This is a genomic window from Methylobacterium sp. NEAU K (genome assembly GCF_030700285.1).
Lineage (GTDB): Bacteria > Pseudomonadota > Alphaproteobacteria > Rhizobiales > Beijerinckiaceae > Methylobacterium.
The window spans coordinates 24,097-38,935 of the sequence record NZ_JAUYZJ010000003.1; the positions used below are offsets into that span (position 1 = coordinate 24,097).

Genomic DNA, 14,839 nt, shown 5'->3' on the forward strand with positions numbered 1-14,839 from the left:
TCTAAACGCCTGAAAACAGCTGGAAAACGTTACCGGGTCGCACTTAAGTACAGTTGTTTATTGCCGGAAGTCCGGACCGCGCAGCTCCAGCATGAAGCCTTTACCCCGCACGGTGACCAATCCCGGGCCGCCGTAGCGAACGAAGTCGGCCATCTTCGAGCGCAGATAGCCGATATAGACGTCGACCACATTGAGCGAGAGACCGCCCTGGCTGGCCCAGAGCCGGTCGAAGATATCGGCCCGGGACACGGGTTTGCCGATGCTCTCCATCAACATGGCGAGGAGGTCGGCCTCGCGGGGGGTCAGCCGGGCGCTGGCCTCGCCGCAGCTCGCCTGGCGGGTGTCGAGGTCGAGCAGAAGCTTTCCCGCGGTGATGCGCGAGCGCGGCGCCTCGGCCTGCTCGCGGCGCATCAGATGCGTGCGCAGGCGTGCCACCAGTTCGTCGAACACGAACGGCTTGACGATGTAGTCGTCCGCGCCGAGCGCCAGCCCCTCGGCGCGGTCGCGGATCTCGTCCCGGGCGGACAGGAACAGGATCGCGCCGGGAAAACCGCCCTCGCGCAGGGACCGGCAGACGTCGTGCCCGGAGCCGTCGGGCAGGTTGATGTCGAGCAGCACAGCGCCGGGGGTCGGATCATGCGCGGCCTTGAGCGCCTCGTCGACGCAGGCCGCCGTGCCGACCTCGAACCCCTCCGCCTCCAGCCCGCGGGCCAGCAGGCCCCGGATGTCGATGTCGTCCTCGACGATCAGGATCCGCGTCATGCGGCCGGCTCCCTCACCTGCGCGTCGCCGGCCGCATGTCCGGCCGTGCGGCACTCCCATGCCGGATCGAGCGCCGGGATGTCCAGGCTGACCCGGGCACCGCGCCCGTCAGGGCCGGCACCGAGGCGGATCGTGCCGCCATGCTGTTCCACGATCCAGCGCGCCAGCGCGAGCCCGATGCCGAACCCGGTCTCGTCCGGGCTCGCGCCCTTGCCGCGCCGGAAGCGCTCGAACAGCTCGACCTCGGAGGCGCCGAAGCCCGGCCCGTCATCGGCCACGGTGATCCGGGCCAGCGGCCCGGGCTCGCCCGACAACGCGACCTCCACCCGGGTCAAGCCGCCGGCATGGCGCAGCGCGTTGTCCACGAGGCTCTCGACGGTCTGGCGAAGCCACTCACGATCGGCAAGGCATTCCAGGTCCTGCGTGCCCGGATCGAGGGTGAGGGCGACCCGGCGGCGTGCGGCCTCCGAGGCCATGTTGTCCACCGCCTCCGCCAGCACGGAAGCGAGGCCGAGCGGACGCTTGTCGAACTCGATCTCGCCGGATTCGGAGCGGGCGACGCGCAGCAGATCCTCCACGCGCAGCTTCAGCCGCTGCGCCCGCTTCCGGATCGTGGAAAAGACCGGACCCGGATCGGTACCCCGAGCCGCGCCGCGCAGGGCGAGGTCGCATTCGCCCAGGATCACCGTGAGGGGCGTGCGCAATTCGTGGCTGACATCGGCGAAGAATCGCCGGCGGGAGCGGTCGACAGCCTCAAGGCGGGCGTTCGCGGCGCGCAGGTCCGCAGTGCGGGTCGCCACGGTATCCTCCAGCGCCGCCCGATCCGAGACGACGCGGGATTCCCGGCGGGCGAGGCGCACGGCCATGCGGTTGACGTTGGTCATCAGCAGCCCGAGCTCATCGCGGGTCGCCACGGACAGGCGCGTGTCGAGCGCCCCATGGCCGATGGCGCTGGCGGCCCGTCGGACCTCCTCGATCCGCGCCAGGGTCGGCCGGGTGACGCCGCGGTAGAGCACCGCGAGCAGGACCAGCGCGGCCGCCACGGCCACGACCGCTGCGACGCGCAGGCGCGCCGAGAGGGCCCGGGCCTGCTCGGAGCCCAGCGCCATGCTGCGCCGCTCGGCCTCGATCAGGAACGAGAGCGGCTGGCCGGTCATGGCCCCGAAGCCGTTGAGCGCGCCCTTGATCGCGTCCTGGCGCTTGTCCGATTCGGCCAGGCGGCTGATCAGCGCCACCTGCCGGTCGAGCACGACCCGGGCGCCGCGCAGCTGCGCCATCGGGCGTGACCGCGCCGCGTACTGCATCCGGTCGGCTGGGTCGTCGCTCGGCGGGAAGCTCTTGGCCAGCGCCTCGTCCACGGTGGTCAAGGCCCGGTCGGCGTTGTCGCGGGCGATCGCCATGGCTTCCGGCTGGCCGTCGGGGTTGCCGACCGTCTCCACGGCCGCGAGGCCGAACTGGGTGAGGCGGCCGGACAGTTCGGCCAGCAGTTCGAGACGCCGCTGCGCATCGAGGGTCCGGTCGACCGTGCGCTCGGCCGCCGCGATCGACGCAAGCGCGGCGGCGGCGGCCAGCATCACCACGATGGCGGTGCCGCCCAGAAGCAGCGCGAAGCGGACCTTCAGCGAGCGCATCGATCCCGTCCCGCCATCAACGCGGGTCCCAGCATGTCACCGCCCGAACGCGGCGCCAAGATGCCGTCACAGGTCCTTCGGCAGGCTGCCGCGGGCGGCGCAGCGCCAGCGCTCCACGTGCCATTCCGGGTGCGAAGCCTGCCACGCCGCCAGGGCGCTCTGCGAATTGCGCAGGCAGACGAAGGGGCTCGATTTCTCGAAGGACATCTCGATCCGATCCTCGCGACAGGTCGAGGGCTGGGCGACGAGGCAGATCGACAGCAGCAGGAGCATGGGCGTCTCCCCAGGATACCGGTCTCGCGCGGGCCGGCTTGGGCAGAGCATAGGACGCATGCGGCCGCTCTGCCCAGGGCGGCGTCAGGACGCGACCCAGATCTCGCCCTTGGCGATGGTGGCGAGATCGCCGGAATAGCGGCGCAGCGGCCGGCCGAGGAGGTCGGCATGCTCTGCACTGAGCCCCTTCAGGCTTCTGGCGAGGAGCCGGAGGAACACGAGGTCGTGCGCCCCGGTCTCCACGAAGGTCGGGGACATCCGCCCATGCGCGCCGACCACCAGCGTCCCGCGGCGCATGCCGTAGCCCGGATGGTCGCCGACCGCGAGCGCCGCGATCGTCCCCGCGATCATCCGCGAACCCGCAAAGGCGCCCGCGCGGCCGGCCAGGATGATCCCGCGCCGCATCCGGTCGCCGAGATGGGCCCCAGCCGAGCCACGGATGATCAGCGTCGCGCCGTCGAGGCCGGCCTTCGCGGCGTAGACCGCGCCGCCCGCGTGATCGCCGGCATCGCCCTCGATGATGATCGTGCCGCCGGTGGCACCGGACGCCGCGTAGGGACCGGCATGACCGGTCACGGTCAGGCGGCCGCCCGCCATGCCCGCGCCGAGGCGCTGCCCGACATCGCCGGTGATGCGGATCGCGCCTTCCGAAAGGGCCGCGCCGACCCGATCGAGGCGCTCGTGGCCGCCCTCGATGGTCAGGGTGTCGGAGCCATCGAGGGACACGGAGAAGCAGTCGCCCAGGCGAACCCCCCTCCGGGTCGTCCCGACCTCCAGGCGTTCGGCCTCGGCCTGCGACAGGCGGCTCAGCGCAAGGGGATTGATGGCGAGGAAATCGAGCCGCTCTGGCGGTGCCGCGCGCAGGGTGAGGGTGCTCAAGGCTCAGCCCTCCTTCTCGAGCAGGTCGCGCAGGTGATAATGGTGACGGCCGAGATTGCCGCCGTAATTGCCGGCCGTGACCGCGATCAGCCCATGCCGGCTACCGATCTCGGTGGCCGCATGGAGGCCCGCCCGCATCGAATCCGACACGCCCTGCGAGGTCAGGGCGTCGATCACGATCTCCAGCACCACGCCGCATTCCGCCGGGAGGGCCGAGCCGGCCCGGCCCTTCAGCGTCGGACAATAGGCGTCGTTGGTGGAGGCCATCATGCCCTTGGTCCGTCCGCCGACCTTCGAGCCCGAGCGTACGATCCCGCCCGGGAACGGCAGGATCGCCCCCGGTATCGCCTTGGCGGCCTCGACGGCGATCTCCGCGACCTTCAGCGTCTCGGAATGGGTGCGGCCGAGGAAGAGCAGGTTGCCGCCGCCGACCGCGCCGTCCACGGCCCGGACCGAGTCCTCGCAGAGAAACTCGCCGTCCATCACCGGAATGCGCCAATAGCGCCGCGCCTTGCCGGCGGCATCGGGCAGGCGCTTGGCGATGGCGAAGCCGTCGCCGAAATAGCGGATCGCACCGCCGAGCTTGATCTTGGTGGGGCCATCGACCCCAGCATAGCAGGCCGTACCCGGGCAGGTGAGGATGCACTGGCCGACGCGCTTGATCAGCTGCTCCTTGAGGCCTTTCGGCTCGAAGCCGAACAGCAGGATGCGGACGCCCGGCCGCCCGTCCGGAGTTTCCTCCGGCGACAGCTCGGCATCGATGCCGGCCTCGGCGCCGCAGCCGATCACCGACGTGGCGAAGCCCGTCATGGTCGTCGCGGCGATCATGGCCCATTTGGCGGTGTCGTTGGTCACGACGATGGCGGTTCCGGCCACGTCGAACGCCTCCGCGAAGGTGTCGACGACCCGGATGCCGTTGAGGGTGAGGTCAGACATCGTTCTTTCCGCGACTCGCCCCGCTCATCACGCCCGGCATGGCACCGCCTCGAAGTTCTCGACGCCCTGGTCGAAGGCTTCATTCGGCACCGCGAAGCTGTCGAGGCCCTCGCCGAACCGATCGGTCAGGTAGGCGTCGGCGCGCTTCTCCATGGCCCGGTCGGACTCAACCGTCAGCGAGAGGGTTCGGCCCGAGCGCCACTCGACCACCTCGCCGTCCTCGACGATCGGCACGCCGTCCTTGAGGACCAGCTTGGCGGCGGTGAACATCGCCGTGCGGTCCGTCGTGTCGCGATAGACCGCGACGTCAGCGCGGGCCCCGGCGCGCAGATGGCCGCGGTCGGTGAGGCCCAGGAGCTTGGCCGGGCCCGAACGGGTCAGCTGCGCGATCTCCGAGAGGGTGTACTCGCGCTCGAGCCCCGGCAGGCCGGAGCGCTCCGCCACGATGCCCGGAAGCGTCGCGATCTCGCGGTCACGCTCCGCCTTGTCCATCAGCAGGTGGATGATGCGCGGATACTGCGTGAACGGACCGCCATTCGGATGGTCGGTGGTGAGGATCGTGCGCTCCGGATCGGTGGAGAGCAGCATGATCTCCAGACCGATCGCCCATTGCAGCGAGCTGGTCGGGCCACGCGGCCGGTACAGGAACGGCACCACGCCGCCGCCCTCCGCATCGCCGGCGTTCAGCACCCATTTTTTCGGCTTCGCGCCCTTGCGGCCCGCGAACTGGCGCAGGATGTCGAGCGAGACCGTCACGGTCTGACCGAACACCACCTGGCCGATATCGAGGGTCGCGTTCGGATTGTCGGCAATCGCCTGCGCGATTCGCTCGGCGGCCGAGCGGAACCCGCCGGTCTGCGGGTTCGCCGGATCGGCCGCGCCATAGGCGTAGAACTGCGCGTGGGCGAAATGGATGCGCCGGCCTTCCGCAGCGTCGAGGGTCGCCACGAAGGAATCGTCCCCGCCGACCAGACCGAGGTTGTTGCAGTGGACGTGGAGCGGATGCGGGACGCCGATCTCCTCGACCGCATCGAGGAGCGAGCCCATGATCTGCCGCGTCGTGAGGCCGTAAACCGGGATCTCGTCGTCCAGGGACAAGCGCAGCGCGCCGTCCTTGAAGGCGGAGGCGCCGCCCGCGTTGATGCACTTCACCCCGAGGCCGCGCGATTGCGCGACCGAGAGCGCCACGAGATCGCGCACGGCGTTCCCGCCCTGGCGCTCGCGCAAGAGCTGCAGAAGCTGGTCGTCGTTGCCCATCACGGTCAGCGCGCCGCGGTCGAGCAGCGGGATGTCGGCGAGTTCGAGCTGCGTCCCGAGCGCGTGGGTCGGCGGCATCGCCGGCTCGACCGCGGTGGTGTAGCCCATCCGGGCATAGGTCGAGCCGATCCAGGCCGCCGCTCCGCCGGCATGGGCGAAGGGGTGACCGTCGGGCGCGGCCTCGCTCACGTAGAGGTCGGGCAGGAGCAGGCGTGAGGTGATCACGTTGCCGCCGGCGATGTGCGAATGCACCTCGACGCCGCCGGCCATCACGACGCATCCGGAGGCGTCGATCACACGGTCGGCCTCTCGACCGGGCGGATCGACCACTTGGCCGTCCTCGATCCAGACGTCACCGACGGTATCGCGGGACGCGGTCGGATCGACGACGCGCCCGCCCCGGATCACGCTCAGCATGCGGGTTCACTCCTCGACGCGGCGCGACCCTCGGCCAAGCGGTCCCTCAAGGCGCTCAGAACCGACGCGGCCGACGGCCGTTCGGAGGGCGCGGAGGCCGGCCAGTAGGTCAGCGCGGCGCGCTGCTCGTTCCACAGGACACCGCCCAGGTCGCGGCCGGGCCGGCCGACCGCGATCACCACGTCGGCGACGTTCGCTTCGGCCTCGGCCACCAGCCCTACGGACGGCACGGACGCGAGCCAACCGGGGCGCGGCACAGGCAGGGCGGCAAGCCAGAGGACGGCATCAACCTCACCGGCGGCGACCTGCCGGGCGACGTCGAAGCGCCAGGGATCGTGCTCCGGGACGCGGCGACCGAAGCCGCTGCGCGGCGCCTGCCCGGTCAACCAAGCGGCCACCGGCACCACGGCGCGGTCCTGGTCGGGACCGGCGATCGCGAGGGTGAAGCAGCGCGTCGTCTCGCTCAGCTCCATGGCGAGGCCCTGAAGCATGTCCACGCCCAATTCGCCGATCTCGGCGGGATCGTACAGAAGGACGCCGAACTGTGCATCTGCGAGGAGCCCGGCGAGCTTCGCCCGGGGCGTGTCGCCGGCGAGATGGCCCCGCCCATAGGCGCGGAGCTCAGCGATCGCCTCCGGGAGACCACCCTCGGCCGGGCATGCAAGCGTCGCCGCCGCGCCCTCGGAACCAGCCCCCAGCGCCAGAAGCGCGCGATCCGACCCGGCGGCACGCCCGCGCGAGGGCTTCAGGGCCGAGAGGCGCTTCATGAGCTGCGAACGCCATGGCGCTGCGCCGACCACGAGGACCGCGTCGGCGCGGCCCACCGCCTCGGCGGGCGTCGTTGTCATCGCGCCGATCCGGCTCAGCGAGCCAAGCTCGGCATAGGTCGCCGCCGCGCCGGCCGTATCGATGGAGGCGCCGATGCGCCCCGCGAGATCGTAGGCCGCGCGGATCGCGGCGACGTCGGCGCTGAGGCCGGCGATCACCGGCGCGCGCGCCTTGGCGAGCAGGGATGCGGCCGCCTCGATGGCGGTGTCCGCGTCCGTCGCGCCACCCTTCACCCAGGCTGCCATGCTCCCTCACGCGACGTTATTGTTTGGCTTCGGAGCGGGCGACGGCCGTAAGACCGGACAAGGCGGGCAAGCTCCCGAAGGAGGCGTCCCGCCGGATCGGAATGGCTCGACCACCCGGCAGGTCCGGATGGGCGGCAACTCGGCGCGCCGTCGCGGCCGTAGGTTTGCATTCATCCGCGCGCCGCGGCAAGGGGGGTCGGACCGAGGTCGCGCTGATCGACCTCAAGATCCCGTTGCCCCGTCCGTGGACCCCGTGGGAAAAGCGCGCCGGTCGGCCGGTCTTACGGCGGGAGTTCGAGGGGATTGTCGTGGACGAGGTCCCCGAGCGAAACGAGGCGACGGTGGTGAGCGGCGCCGTCAGGGTCGAGGCGCCGGCGCGGTTGCATTTCGGCTTCCTCGACCTGCACGGCGGCCTGGGCCGGAGATTCGGCAGCATCGGGCTCGCCATCGACGAGCCGTCCCTGGTGCTGACGGCCCGACATTCGGCATCCCTGGCAGTCGCGGGCGAGGAGGCCGATCGGGTGCGCGGCTACGCCCGCGCCGCAGCCGGCCATCTCGGGAGCGGCGACGCGGTCTCGATCCGAGTAGAGCGCGCGATCCCGGCCCATGCCGGCTTCGGCTCCGGCACGCAGCTCGCCCTGGCGGTTGCGGCCGCGATGGCCCGGCTCAGCGGGGCGGCATTCTCCGCGGAGGCGTTCTCGTCGAGCCTCGACCGGGGCAACCGGTCGGGAGTCGGTTTGTGCGCCTTTACGGAGGGCGGCCTGATCGTCGATGGCGGCCGCGGCGCCGATGGCGGCCCGCCGCCGGTCATCGCGCGGCTACGTTACCCCGAGCACTGGCGCATCGTCCTGATCCTCGATTCGAGCATGGCGGGCGTGCACGGCACGCGCGAGGTCGAGGCCTTCCGCGACCTCCCGCGCTTCCCTGCGGCGCAAGCGGCGGAAATCTGTCGGATCGTGCTGATGCAGGTGCTGCCGGCCGCAGCCCTCGCCGAACCACAGGGATTCGGCGCGGGGATCACCCGGATCCAGGATCTCATCGGCGACCATTTCGCCCCCCACCAGGGCGGCCGATATGCCAGCGCCGCGGTCGCGCAGGCCCTGGCCCAGGCCGCCGCGCAGGGTGTGCCCGGCTACGGCCAGTCCTCCTGGGGACCCACCGGCTTCGTGCTGATGCCCTCCGAGACCGAGGCCCGCGCCCTCGTCGCCAACCTCGATCGCGGCGGCCCGCTCCGCTTCATCGTCGCCCGCGGCCGCAATGCCGGCGCCGCGATCACCGGGGGCGGCTGACCTGCGGCGCACGGGCTTGACCGCAGGCGCCGCAGCGGGTTTGGACGAACAGCCGGCGCAGGATGATGCGCGCCGCACGGGAGACGACGTCATGGCCCGCTCGATCCTCCACATGCTGACGCCGCTCCGGCACATGAGCCCGTTCGACGTGAACATGGCCGTGGATGCCGGCTTCGAGACGGTGGTGACCTATACGGAAGTCAGCCTCTCCGACGTCGTCTCGCTGACCCAGGATTCGATCTTTTCGCGGTCGCCGTCCGACGGTACCCGCACCGGGATCTTCATCGGCGGCAAGAACGCCGAGGACGCCCTCGACATGGTCGACCGTGCCAAGAAGGCGTTCGTGCCGCCGTTCGTGAACCACGTGTTCGCGGACCCGGCCGGGTCGTTCACCACCGGCGCCGCCATGGTGGCGCAGGTCTCCCGGGCGCTGCGGCAGAAGTTCGGCACCGACCTCACAGGTAAGCGCATCGTGATCTTCGGGGGCGCCGGCGTGGTCGCCTATGTGGCCGCGGTGATCGGCGCGCTCCAGGGCGCCAAGTCGGTCCTTGTCGGCCATGACGGCGAGGAGCGGGTCTCTAAGATCGCCTTCACTATGAAATGGCGTTTCGGCATCGAAGTCGACGCCGTCGACGGGACCACACCCGAGGATCGCCGCCGCGCCATCCGCGACGCGGACGTGATCCTCTCGGCCGGGCCCGCGGGCATCCCGATTCTCTCGGCCGACGACCTGCAATCCGCCCCGAAGCTCCTGGTCGCCTCGGACGTGAACGCCGTGCCGCCCGCCGGCATCGCCGGGATCGACGTCAACGCCGTCGACGTGCCGCTGCCGACCGGGAAGGGCGTGGGCATCGGCGCGCTGGCGGTCGGTAACGTGAAGTACCAGACGCAGCGGCGCCTGTTCGACCGGATGCTCGCCTCCGACACCCCGCTCTGCCTCGACTTCCGCGACGCCTACACGCTGGCTGTCGAGATCGCGGGCTAGCCCGCCTCCGGCACCGCACCCGCATGACCGAGGCGATCGTGATCGCCGCGCAGGCCGGGCGCGCCCTCGCGGAGGCGGCCCGCCGGGCGGGTCTGCGCCCCTACGTCGCCGACCTGTTCGGGGATGCCGACACCCTGGCTCTGGCCGAGGCTTACAGGCCCCTCTCGGGACGGTTCGGCAGCGGGCCCGCCGCCGAGGCGACGCTGGCGGCGGTCGACGGTCTGGCCGCGGCGGCGGGATCTCCAGTGGGCGTCGTTCTCGGCAGCGGCTTTGAGGATGTGCCCGGCCTCGTGGCGCGCATCGCGGAGCGCCATCGGCTGATCGGGGCCGCAGCCGGCACCGTCGCGGCCTTGAAGGATCCGCACGGCTTCGCCGCCCTCTGCGGGCGGCTCGGAATCCCGCATCCATCGGTCGCGACGGATGCGCCGACGGACCCGGGCCGGTGGCTGCTGAAGCGGGTCGGCGGCAGCGGCGGGAACCATATCCGCCCGGCCCCCCGGGGGACCGCGCCGCAGGGCTATTACTATCAGGCCCGGGTGCCCGGGCGCCCCCACGCCCTGAATTTCCTCGCGGACGGACTTAGGATTGAGGTGCTCGCGGTGACCGAGCAGTGGTGCGCACCGACGCCGATGCTGCCCTATCGCTACGCCGGCGCTGTCGTCGGCGGCGCCTCGGAGGCCTCATCGCTCCCTGCCGCCACCTGGACCGTCATCTCGGACTTCATCGAGCGGATCGTCGCGGCGACCGGGCTGCGAGGGCTCGGCAGCGCCGATTTCCTGGTCGACGGATCCGACTGGTGGCTCACCGAGATCAACCCCCGGCCGGGCGCGACGCTGGACATCCTGGACCGCCGGACCACGCCGCTCCTGGCTGCCCATGTCGCGGCATGTCTTGGCTGCATGCCGGCGCTCGGCGCGCAACCGGCGGATGCGGCCGCCGCGCAGATCTGTTACGCGGACCGGGAGCATGCGCCCGTCCCGGACCTTCCCTGGCCGGACCATGTGCGCGACCGCCCGCGCCCCGGCTCGGTGGTCCGCCGCGACGCGCCTCTCTGCACGGTGCTGGCCGAAGGCGCAGACCGACAGGCAGCGCTCGCTCGTTTGGAGACGCGGACGGCGCGCCTGCTCGCCGTCCTCGCCGCGAAGAAAACACACCCCGAGGAAGCCCCGTGATGAGTGCCAGCCAATCCTATCCCAGCGTCAACGCGCTCTCGGCGCCGCTGATCGAGCGGCTCGTGGCCGACGCCGCCACCCTGCGGCTCTCCGTGTCTCAGGCGGCGGGCGGCGCCCGGATGGTGGATGCCGGCGCTCAGGCACGGGGCTCGATCGAGGCCGGTCGGCGCATCGCCGAGATCTGCCTCGGCGGCCTCGGCACCGTGTCGATCTCCCCGAGCGGGCCGATCGCGTCCTGGCCGTATTCGGTGACGGTCCATGCCACCGATCCGGTGCTCGCCTGCCTGGGCAGCCAGTACGCGGGCTGGAGCCTCGCCGACGAGGCGGGTGATTCGGGCTTCTTCGCCCTGGGTTCGGGTCCCGGCCGCGCCGTCGCGGTCGTCGAGGACCTGTACCAGGAGCTGGGCTACCGCGATCAGGCCACCACGACCGCCCTGGTGCTCGAGTCGGCCGGCGGACCGCCCGACAGCGTGGTCACCAAGGTCGCAGAGGCCGCCGGGCTGCGCCCCGAGGACCTGACCTTCATCTTCGCCCCGACCCAGAGCCTCGCCGGCTCGACCCAGGTGGTGGCCCGGGTGCTGGAGGTGGCCCTCCACAAGGCGCACACGGTCGGCTTCGATCTCCACGCGATCGTCGACGGCATCGGCTCGGCGCCGCTTTCGCCCCCGCACCCGGATTTCATCAAGGCGATGGGCCGCACCAACGACGCGATCATCTACGGCGGCCGGGTCCAGCTGTTCGTCGACGCCGACGATGCCGACGCCAAGCAGCTCGCCGAGCAGCTGCCCTCCACGACGTCGAGCGACCACGGCGCTCCCTTCGCGGAGATCTTTTCCCGGGTGAACGGCGACTTCTACAAGATCGACGGGGCCCTGTTCTCGCCCGCGGAGGCGATCGTCACCTCGGTGCGCAGCGGCGCGACCTATCGCGGCGGTCGCCTGGAGCCGACGCTGGTCGACGCGTCCTTCGCGTAGTCGCGACACGTCCTCCCTGTCGGCTACGGTCGAAGGAGCTTGGCAGCGCGGACGCGGTGAGGTCTTCGCTCGCGCGAGGCGTAGGTCTGATCTCCCCGAGGGAGAGTGACAGGGCGAGGGGCATGACCGCTCCGGAAAGGCCTGGGCCTTCAATCCAGCCCTCTCCCAGACGGGAGAAGGCGCGCGCCGCGGACCTGCAATCGCGATCGCGTCTCGAACCCGCACAGATGGTCGCCCTCCCCTGCGCGGGAGAGCCATCGAGAGTCCTGGATCCATGCGCATCGCCCTCGCGGCCGATAACGGCAACTGGCACAAGGCCCGGCTCCTGGCGGCCCTGCAGGCGCAGGGCGTGGATCCGGTGCTGTTCTCGCTGGCCGACGTGATCGTCGCCACCGGGGGCGGCGAGCCCCTGCGGGTGCCGGGCTTCTCCGACGACCTGCCCCACGGCGTCCTGTTGCGCACCATCGCGGGTGGCACCTTCGAGGCGACGACCATGCGGCTCGGCGTCCTGCACGCCCTGGTCTCGGCCGGCGTCACCGTCTGGAACGGACCCACCGCCATCGAGCGCTCGGTGGACAAGGCGGCCACCTCGCTCCTCGTGGCGCGGGCCGGCCTTCCGACGCCGGAGACCTGGGTGGTCTCGAAGCGCGAGACCGCCGCTGGGATCGTCGAGCGCGAGGCACGCCCCGGCGCCCCGTTGGTCCTCAAGCCGCTGTTCGGCTCGCAGGGGGAGGGGCTGGCGCTGATCGAGCGGCCCGAGGACCTGCCCGACGAGGAGGCGGTGGCCCGGGTCTATTATCTCCAGCGGTATGTGCCGCGCCAGGACGGGCTGTGGCGCGACTACCGGGTGTTCGTCTGCGACGGCAGAGCCATCGCCGGCATGATCCGCGAGGGCGACGGCTGGATCACCAATGTCCACCGGGGCGGCCGGCCGCTGCCCTGGGCGATGCCGAAGGCCGCCGCCGAGCTAGCCGAGACCGCGGCCGCCGCGGTCGGAGTGGACTATTCCGGCGTCGACCTGGTGGAGGACGGGGAGGGCGGCTTCTCCGTCCTCGAAGTCAATTCCATGCCGGCCTGGTCGGGCCTCCAGACTGTGTGCGAGACCGATATCGCTGCCGCGGTGGTGCGCGGTTTCCTGGCCGCCGTCCGGAATGCCAGCCGTCCGCGGCTCGTCGTGGCATGAGCGGGCTCGACGCCGGGCTGGTCGGCACGCTCTACCATGCCGCGTGCCTGGCGGAACTCGACGCGCTCAAGCCCGGGAACGTCCACGCCTATGCAGAAGGCCACCGTATGCTGGTGGCGGATTTCCTGACCAGCGCGGATGTCTCGGCGCCGGCCCTGGCACGCCCCAGAACAGGCGTCGGCGAGCGGGTCCGCGCGGGCGTCGCCGCGACAATGGCGGCAGTGGCCCAGAACACCAATCTCGGGATCCTGCTCCTCTGCGCCCCGCTCGCCGCCGCAGCCGAGCGGGGCAGCACGGTCGAGTCGGTGCTCGGCAGCCTCGACCGGGCAGACTCGGAGGCGGTTTTCGCCGCGATCCGGCTCGCCAATCCCGGTGGCCTCGGCAGGGCCGGACAGTACGATGTCGCCGCAGCTGCCCCCGAATCCCTTCTTGCCGCCATGGCGGAGGCCTCCGACCGGGACCGCATAGCCCGCGCCTACGTCACCGGCTTCGCGGATGTGACGACGATCGGACTGGCGGCGCTCGCGGAGGCCCGCGCCCAGGGGCTGGACCGCTCCTGGTGCACGACCGCGATCCACCTTTCCTACCTGCGCGCCGCCCCGGACAGCCACATCGCCCGCAAGGCGGGCGTGGCGACCGCAGAGGCCGTCCGCCGGGAGGCCGAGGAGACCCTGGCTGATCTCGATCTCGCCTCCCGGCCGGTGGATCCGCTGCTGGCGCTGGATGCATCGTTGAAGGCGCGCGGTCTGAACCCCGGCACGAGCGCGGATTTCACGGTGGCGACGCTGTTCTGGGATGCTCTCGCCTCGGCAGGCGCAGTGCTGGCGTGAGACGGGCGCAAGTTCCCGTGTTCCGGCCCCGGGGCACAAAGAAATTCCTCAATGCCAGGGCCTTGCGCGGGTTGTGAGCCGCTGGGCCCCGCTGTAGGGTCCGGCGCGCTGTCCGGCCCAACCGGCTCGGCCCATCCGGCTCGGCCGGCATGGTCGGGCGCCGATAACAAGGATGGCTTCCCGGCCGCAGGCATCGCCCGGCGCCGCGGCTTTATTTCGGAATCCAGGGAGAGACACCGAATGGCGAAGATCACCAAGGTCATGGTCGGCGAGGCCCTCGTCGGCGACGGCAACGAGGTCGCTCACATCGACCTGATCATCGGACCGCGCGGTTCGCCGGCCGAGACCGCTTTCTGCAACGGCCTCGTGAACAACAAGCACGGCTTCACCAGCCTGCTCGCGGTCATCGCGCCGAACCTGCCGTGCAAGCCGAACACGCTGATGTTCAACAAGGTCACCATCAACGACGCCCGTCAGGCCGTCCAGATGTTCGGCCCGGCCCAGCATGGCGTCGCCAAGGCCGTGCAGGATTGCGTGGCCGAGGGCATCATCCCGGCCGATGAGGCGGACGACCTGTTCATCCTGGTCGGCGTGTTCATTCACTGGGAGGCGGCCGACGACGCCAAGATCCAGAAGTACAACTACGAGGCCACCAAGCTCTCGATCCAGCGTGCGGTGAGCGGCGAGCCGAAGGCTTCAACCGTGACCGAGCAGCGCAACTCGGCCCAGCATCCTTTCGCCGCCCATTAGATCGGGGACGGTCCTGGGCAGATTGAGCCTCCGCCCGCACCGCGGGGCCTGCTCCAGCGACTGGCCTCGATCTTCCTAGGCCGATAGGAACGACCACCGACGGGACGGCGAAAGCCGTCCCGTTTTTATTTGTTTCTTGTGGCGGGACGTCAGGTCCCGGCGCATCTGCGCCGGCAATGTGCGGGCGCAGATGCGCCGAGAGACGAATCCCGCGGATTTCCAGACCCCGCTGCCAGCGACGCGATGCCCTTGGGTCTTCCTCCACCGCAGGGCAATCGTTTTCACACGTCGCCGGCCCCGGCGCGCTCTCCTGCCCGGCTGGTCCTGCCCCTGCTCAGGATCGATCGAGTCTGCGGGCAGGAGCGAAGGTTGAGGTGGCGCGGGATCGAGCGTCACGGTTCCTTCTGACCACCCCAGACCCCTGGCCT

Annotated in this window: 14 protein-coding genes; 7 read left to right on the forward strand and 7 right to left on the reverse strand. The window is 71.1% G+C overall.

Annotation, left to right across the window (positions count from 1 at the left end; all coding sequences use genetic code 11):
• Nucleotides 1–57 precede the first annotated feature (57 nt).
• The 7 genes from Q8W67_RS03340 to Q8W67_RS03370 all read right to left on the reverse strand — a co-directional run bounded on the left by Q8W67_RS03340 (nucleotide 58) and on the right by Q8W67_RS03370 (nucleotide 7,228).
• Complete coding sequence (locus tag Q8W67_RS03340; protein ID WP_305540705.1) at nucleotides 58–762, reverse strand: response regulator transcription factor; 705 nt, start codon at nucleotides 760–762, stop codon at nucleotides 58–60.
• Entirely contained in the window at nucleotides 759–2,393 is a 1,635-nt protein-coding gene (locus Q8W67_RS03345) for an ATP-binding protein (RefSeq protein ID WP_305540708.1), read from the reverse strand. Before Q8W67_RS03345 ends, Q8W67_RS03340 begins: the two co-directional genes overlap by 4 nt.
• 66 nt (nucleotides 2,394–2,459) lie before the next feature.
• Nucleotides 2,460–2,666 (reverse strand): hypothetical protein, encoded by a 207-nt coding sequence (locus Q8W67_RS03350; protein ID WP_305540711.1) that lies wholly within the window; start codon nucleotides 2,664–2,666, stop codon nucleotides 2,460–2,462.
• Nucleotides 2,667–2,750: 84 nt separating this feature from the next.
• A complete protein-coding gene (locus Q8W67_RS03355; RefSeq protein ID WP_305540713.1) occupies nucleotides 2,751–3,545 on the reverse strand; it encodes a formylmethanofuran dehydrogenase subunit C in 795 nt (264 codons plus the stop codon).
• A gap of 3 nt (nucleotides 3,546–3,548) precedes the next feature.
• Nucleotides 3,549–4,481 (reverse strand): formylmethanofuran--tetrahydromethanopterin N-formyltransferase, encoded by a 933-nt coding sequence (gene fhcD / locus Q8W67_RS03360; RefSeq protein WP_305540716.1) that lies wholly within the window; start codon nucleotides 4,479–4,481, stop codon nucleotides 3,549–3,551.
• A gap of 27 nt (nucleotides 4,482–4,508) precedes the next feature.
• Nucleotides 4,509–6,155: a formylmethanofuran dehydrogenase subunit A gene (locus Q8W67_RS03365; protein WP_305540718.1), complete on the reverse strand. Its 1,647-nt coding sequence runs from the start codon at nucleotides 6,153–6,155 to the stop codon at nucleotides 4,509–4,511.
• Nucleotides 6,149–7,228 (reverse strand): formyltransferase, encoded by a 1,080-nt coding sequence (locus tag Q8W67_RS03370; RefSeq protein ID WP_305540720.1) that lies wholly within the window; start codon nucleotides 7,226–7,228, stop codon nucleotides 6,149–6,151. The genes Q8W67_RS03365 and Q8W67_RS03370 overlap by 7 nt, the downstream gene beginning before the upstream one ends.
• A 308-nt stretch (nucleotides 7,229–7,536) precedes the next feature.
• Between Q8W67_RS03370 and Q8W67_RS03375 the strand changes: the two genes are divergently transcribed.
• The 7 genes from Q8W67_RS03375 to fae all read left to right on the forward strand — a co-directional run bounded on the left by Q8W67_RS03375 (nucleotide 7,537) and on the right by fae (nucleotide 14,411).
• Nucleotides 7,537–8,517: a beta-ribofuranosylaminobenzene 5'-phosphate synthase family protein gene (locus tag Q8W67_RS03375; protein WP_305540722.1), complete on the forward strand. Its 981-nt coding sequence runs from the start codon at nucleotides 7,537–7,539 to the stop codon at nucleotides 8,515–8,517.
• A 91-nt stretch (nucleotides 8,518–8,608) separates the two neighbouring features.
• On the forward strand, nucleotides 8,609–9,502 hold the full coding sequence (locus Q8W67_RS03380; RefSeq protein WP_305540724.1) for an NAD(P)-dependent methylenetetrahydromethanopterin dehydrogenase: 894 nt from the start codon (nucleotides 8,609–8,611) through the stop codon (nucleotides 9,500–9,502).
• Nucleotides 9,503–9,525: 23 nt separating this feature from the next.
• Nucleotides 9,526–10,674 carry an ATP-grasp domain-containing protein gene (locus Q8W67_RS03385; protein ID WP_305540727.1) on the forward strand — a complete coding sequence of 383 codons (1,149 nt, stop codon included), beginning with the start codon at nucleotides 9,526–9,528 and terminating at the stop codon, nucleotides 10,672–10,674.
• Complete coding sequence (gene mch / locus Q8W67_RS03390; protein WP_305540729.1) at nucleotides 10,674–11,648, forward strand: methenyltetrahydromethanopterin cyclohydrolase; 975 nt, start codon at nucleotides 10,674–10,676, stop codon at nucleotides 11,646–11,648. Before Q8W67_RS03385 ends, mch begins: the two co-directional genes overlap by 1 nt.
• Before the next feature lie 274 nt (nucleotides 11,649–11,922).
• A complete protein-coding gene (locus tag Q8W67_RS03395; protein ID WP_305540734.1) occupies nucleotides 11,923–12,831 on the forward strand; it encodes a RimK family alpha-L-glutamate ligase in 909 nt (302 codons plus the stop codon).
• On the forward strand, nucleotides 12,828–13,661 hold the full coding sequence (locus Q8W67_RS03400) for a triphosphoribosyl-dephospho-CoA synthase (RefSeq protein WP_305540737.1): 834 nt from the start codon (nucleotides 12,828–12,830) through the stop codon (nucleotides 13,659–13,661). The genes Q8W67_RS03395 and Q8W67_RS03400 overlap by 4 nt, the downstream gene beginning before the upstream one ends.
• A gap of 240 nt (nucleotides 13,662–13,901) precedes the next feature.
• Nucleotides 13,902–14,411: a 5,6,7,8-tetrahydromethanopterin hydro-lyase gene (gene fae, locus Q8W67_RS03405; RefSeq protein WP_305540739.1), complete on the forward strand. Its 510-nt coding sequence runs from the start codon at nucleotides 13,902–13,904 to the stop codon at nucleotides 14,409–14,411.
• Nucleotides 14,412–14,839: the final 428 nt, after the last annotated feature.

What these genes read in the sequence shown, in the direction of transcription:
- Q8W67_RS03340 (WP_305540705.1), bottom strand. Translation starts at nt 762, where the DNA reads ATGACGCGGATCCTGATCGTCGAGGACGACATCGACATCCGGGGCCTG.
- Q8W67_RS03345 (WP_305540708.1), bottom strand. Translation starts at nt 2,393, where the DNA reads ATGCGCTCGCTGAAGGTCCGCTTCGCGCTGCTTCTGGGCGGCACCGCC.
- Q8W67_RS03350 (WP_305540711.1), bottom strand. Translation starts at nt 2,666, where the DNA reads ATGCTCCTGCTGCTGTCGATCTGCCTCGTCGCCCAGCCCTCGACCTGT.
- fhcD (WP_305540716.1), bottom strand. Translation starts at nt 4,481, where the DNA reads ATGTCTGACCTCACCCTCAACGGCATCCGGGTCGTCGACACCTTCGCG.
- Q8W67_RS03365 (WP_305540718.1), bottom strand. Translation starts at nt 6,155, where the DNA reads ATGCTGAGCGTGATCCGGGGCGGGCGCGTCGTCGATCCGACCGCGTCC.
- Q8W67_RS03370 (WP_305540720.1), bottom strand. Translation starts at nt 7,228, where the DNA reads ATGGCAGCCTGGGTGAAGGGTGGCGCGACGGACGCGGACACCGCCATC.
- Q8W67_RS03380 (WP_305540724.1), top strand. Translation starts at nt 8,609, where the DNA reads ATGGCCCGCTCGATCCTCCACATGCTGACGCCGCTCCGGCACATGAGC.
- Q8W67_RS03385 (WP_305540727.1), top strand. Translation starts at nt 9,526, where the DNA reads ATGACCGAGGCGATCGTGATCGCCGCGCAGGCCGGGCGCGCCCTCGCG.
- mch (WP_305540729.1), top strand. Translation starts at nt 10,674, where the DNA reads ATGAGTGCCAGCCAATCCTATCCCAGCGTCAACGCGCTCTCGGCGCCG.
- Q8W67_RS03395 (WP_305540734.1), top strand. Translation starts at nt 11,923, where the DNA reads ATGCGCATCGCCCTCGCGGCCGATAACGGCAACTGGCACAAGGCCCGG.
- Q8W67_RS03400 (WP_305540737.1), top strand. Translation starts at nt 12,828, where the DNA reads ATGAGCGGGCTCGACGCCGGGCTGGTCGGCACGCTCTACCATGCCGCG.
- fae (WP_305540739.1), top strand. Translation starts at nt 13,902, where the DNA reads ATGGCGAAGATCACCAAGGTCATGGTCGGCGAGGCCCTCGTCGGCGAC.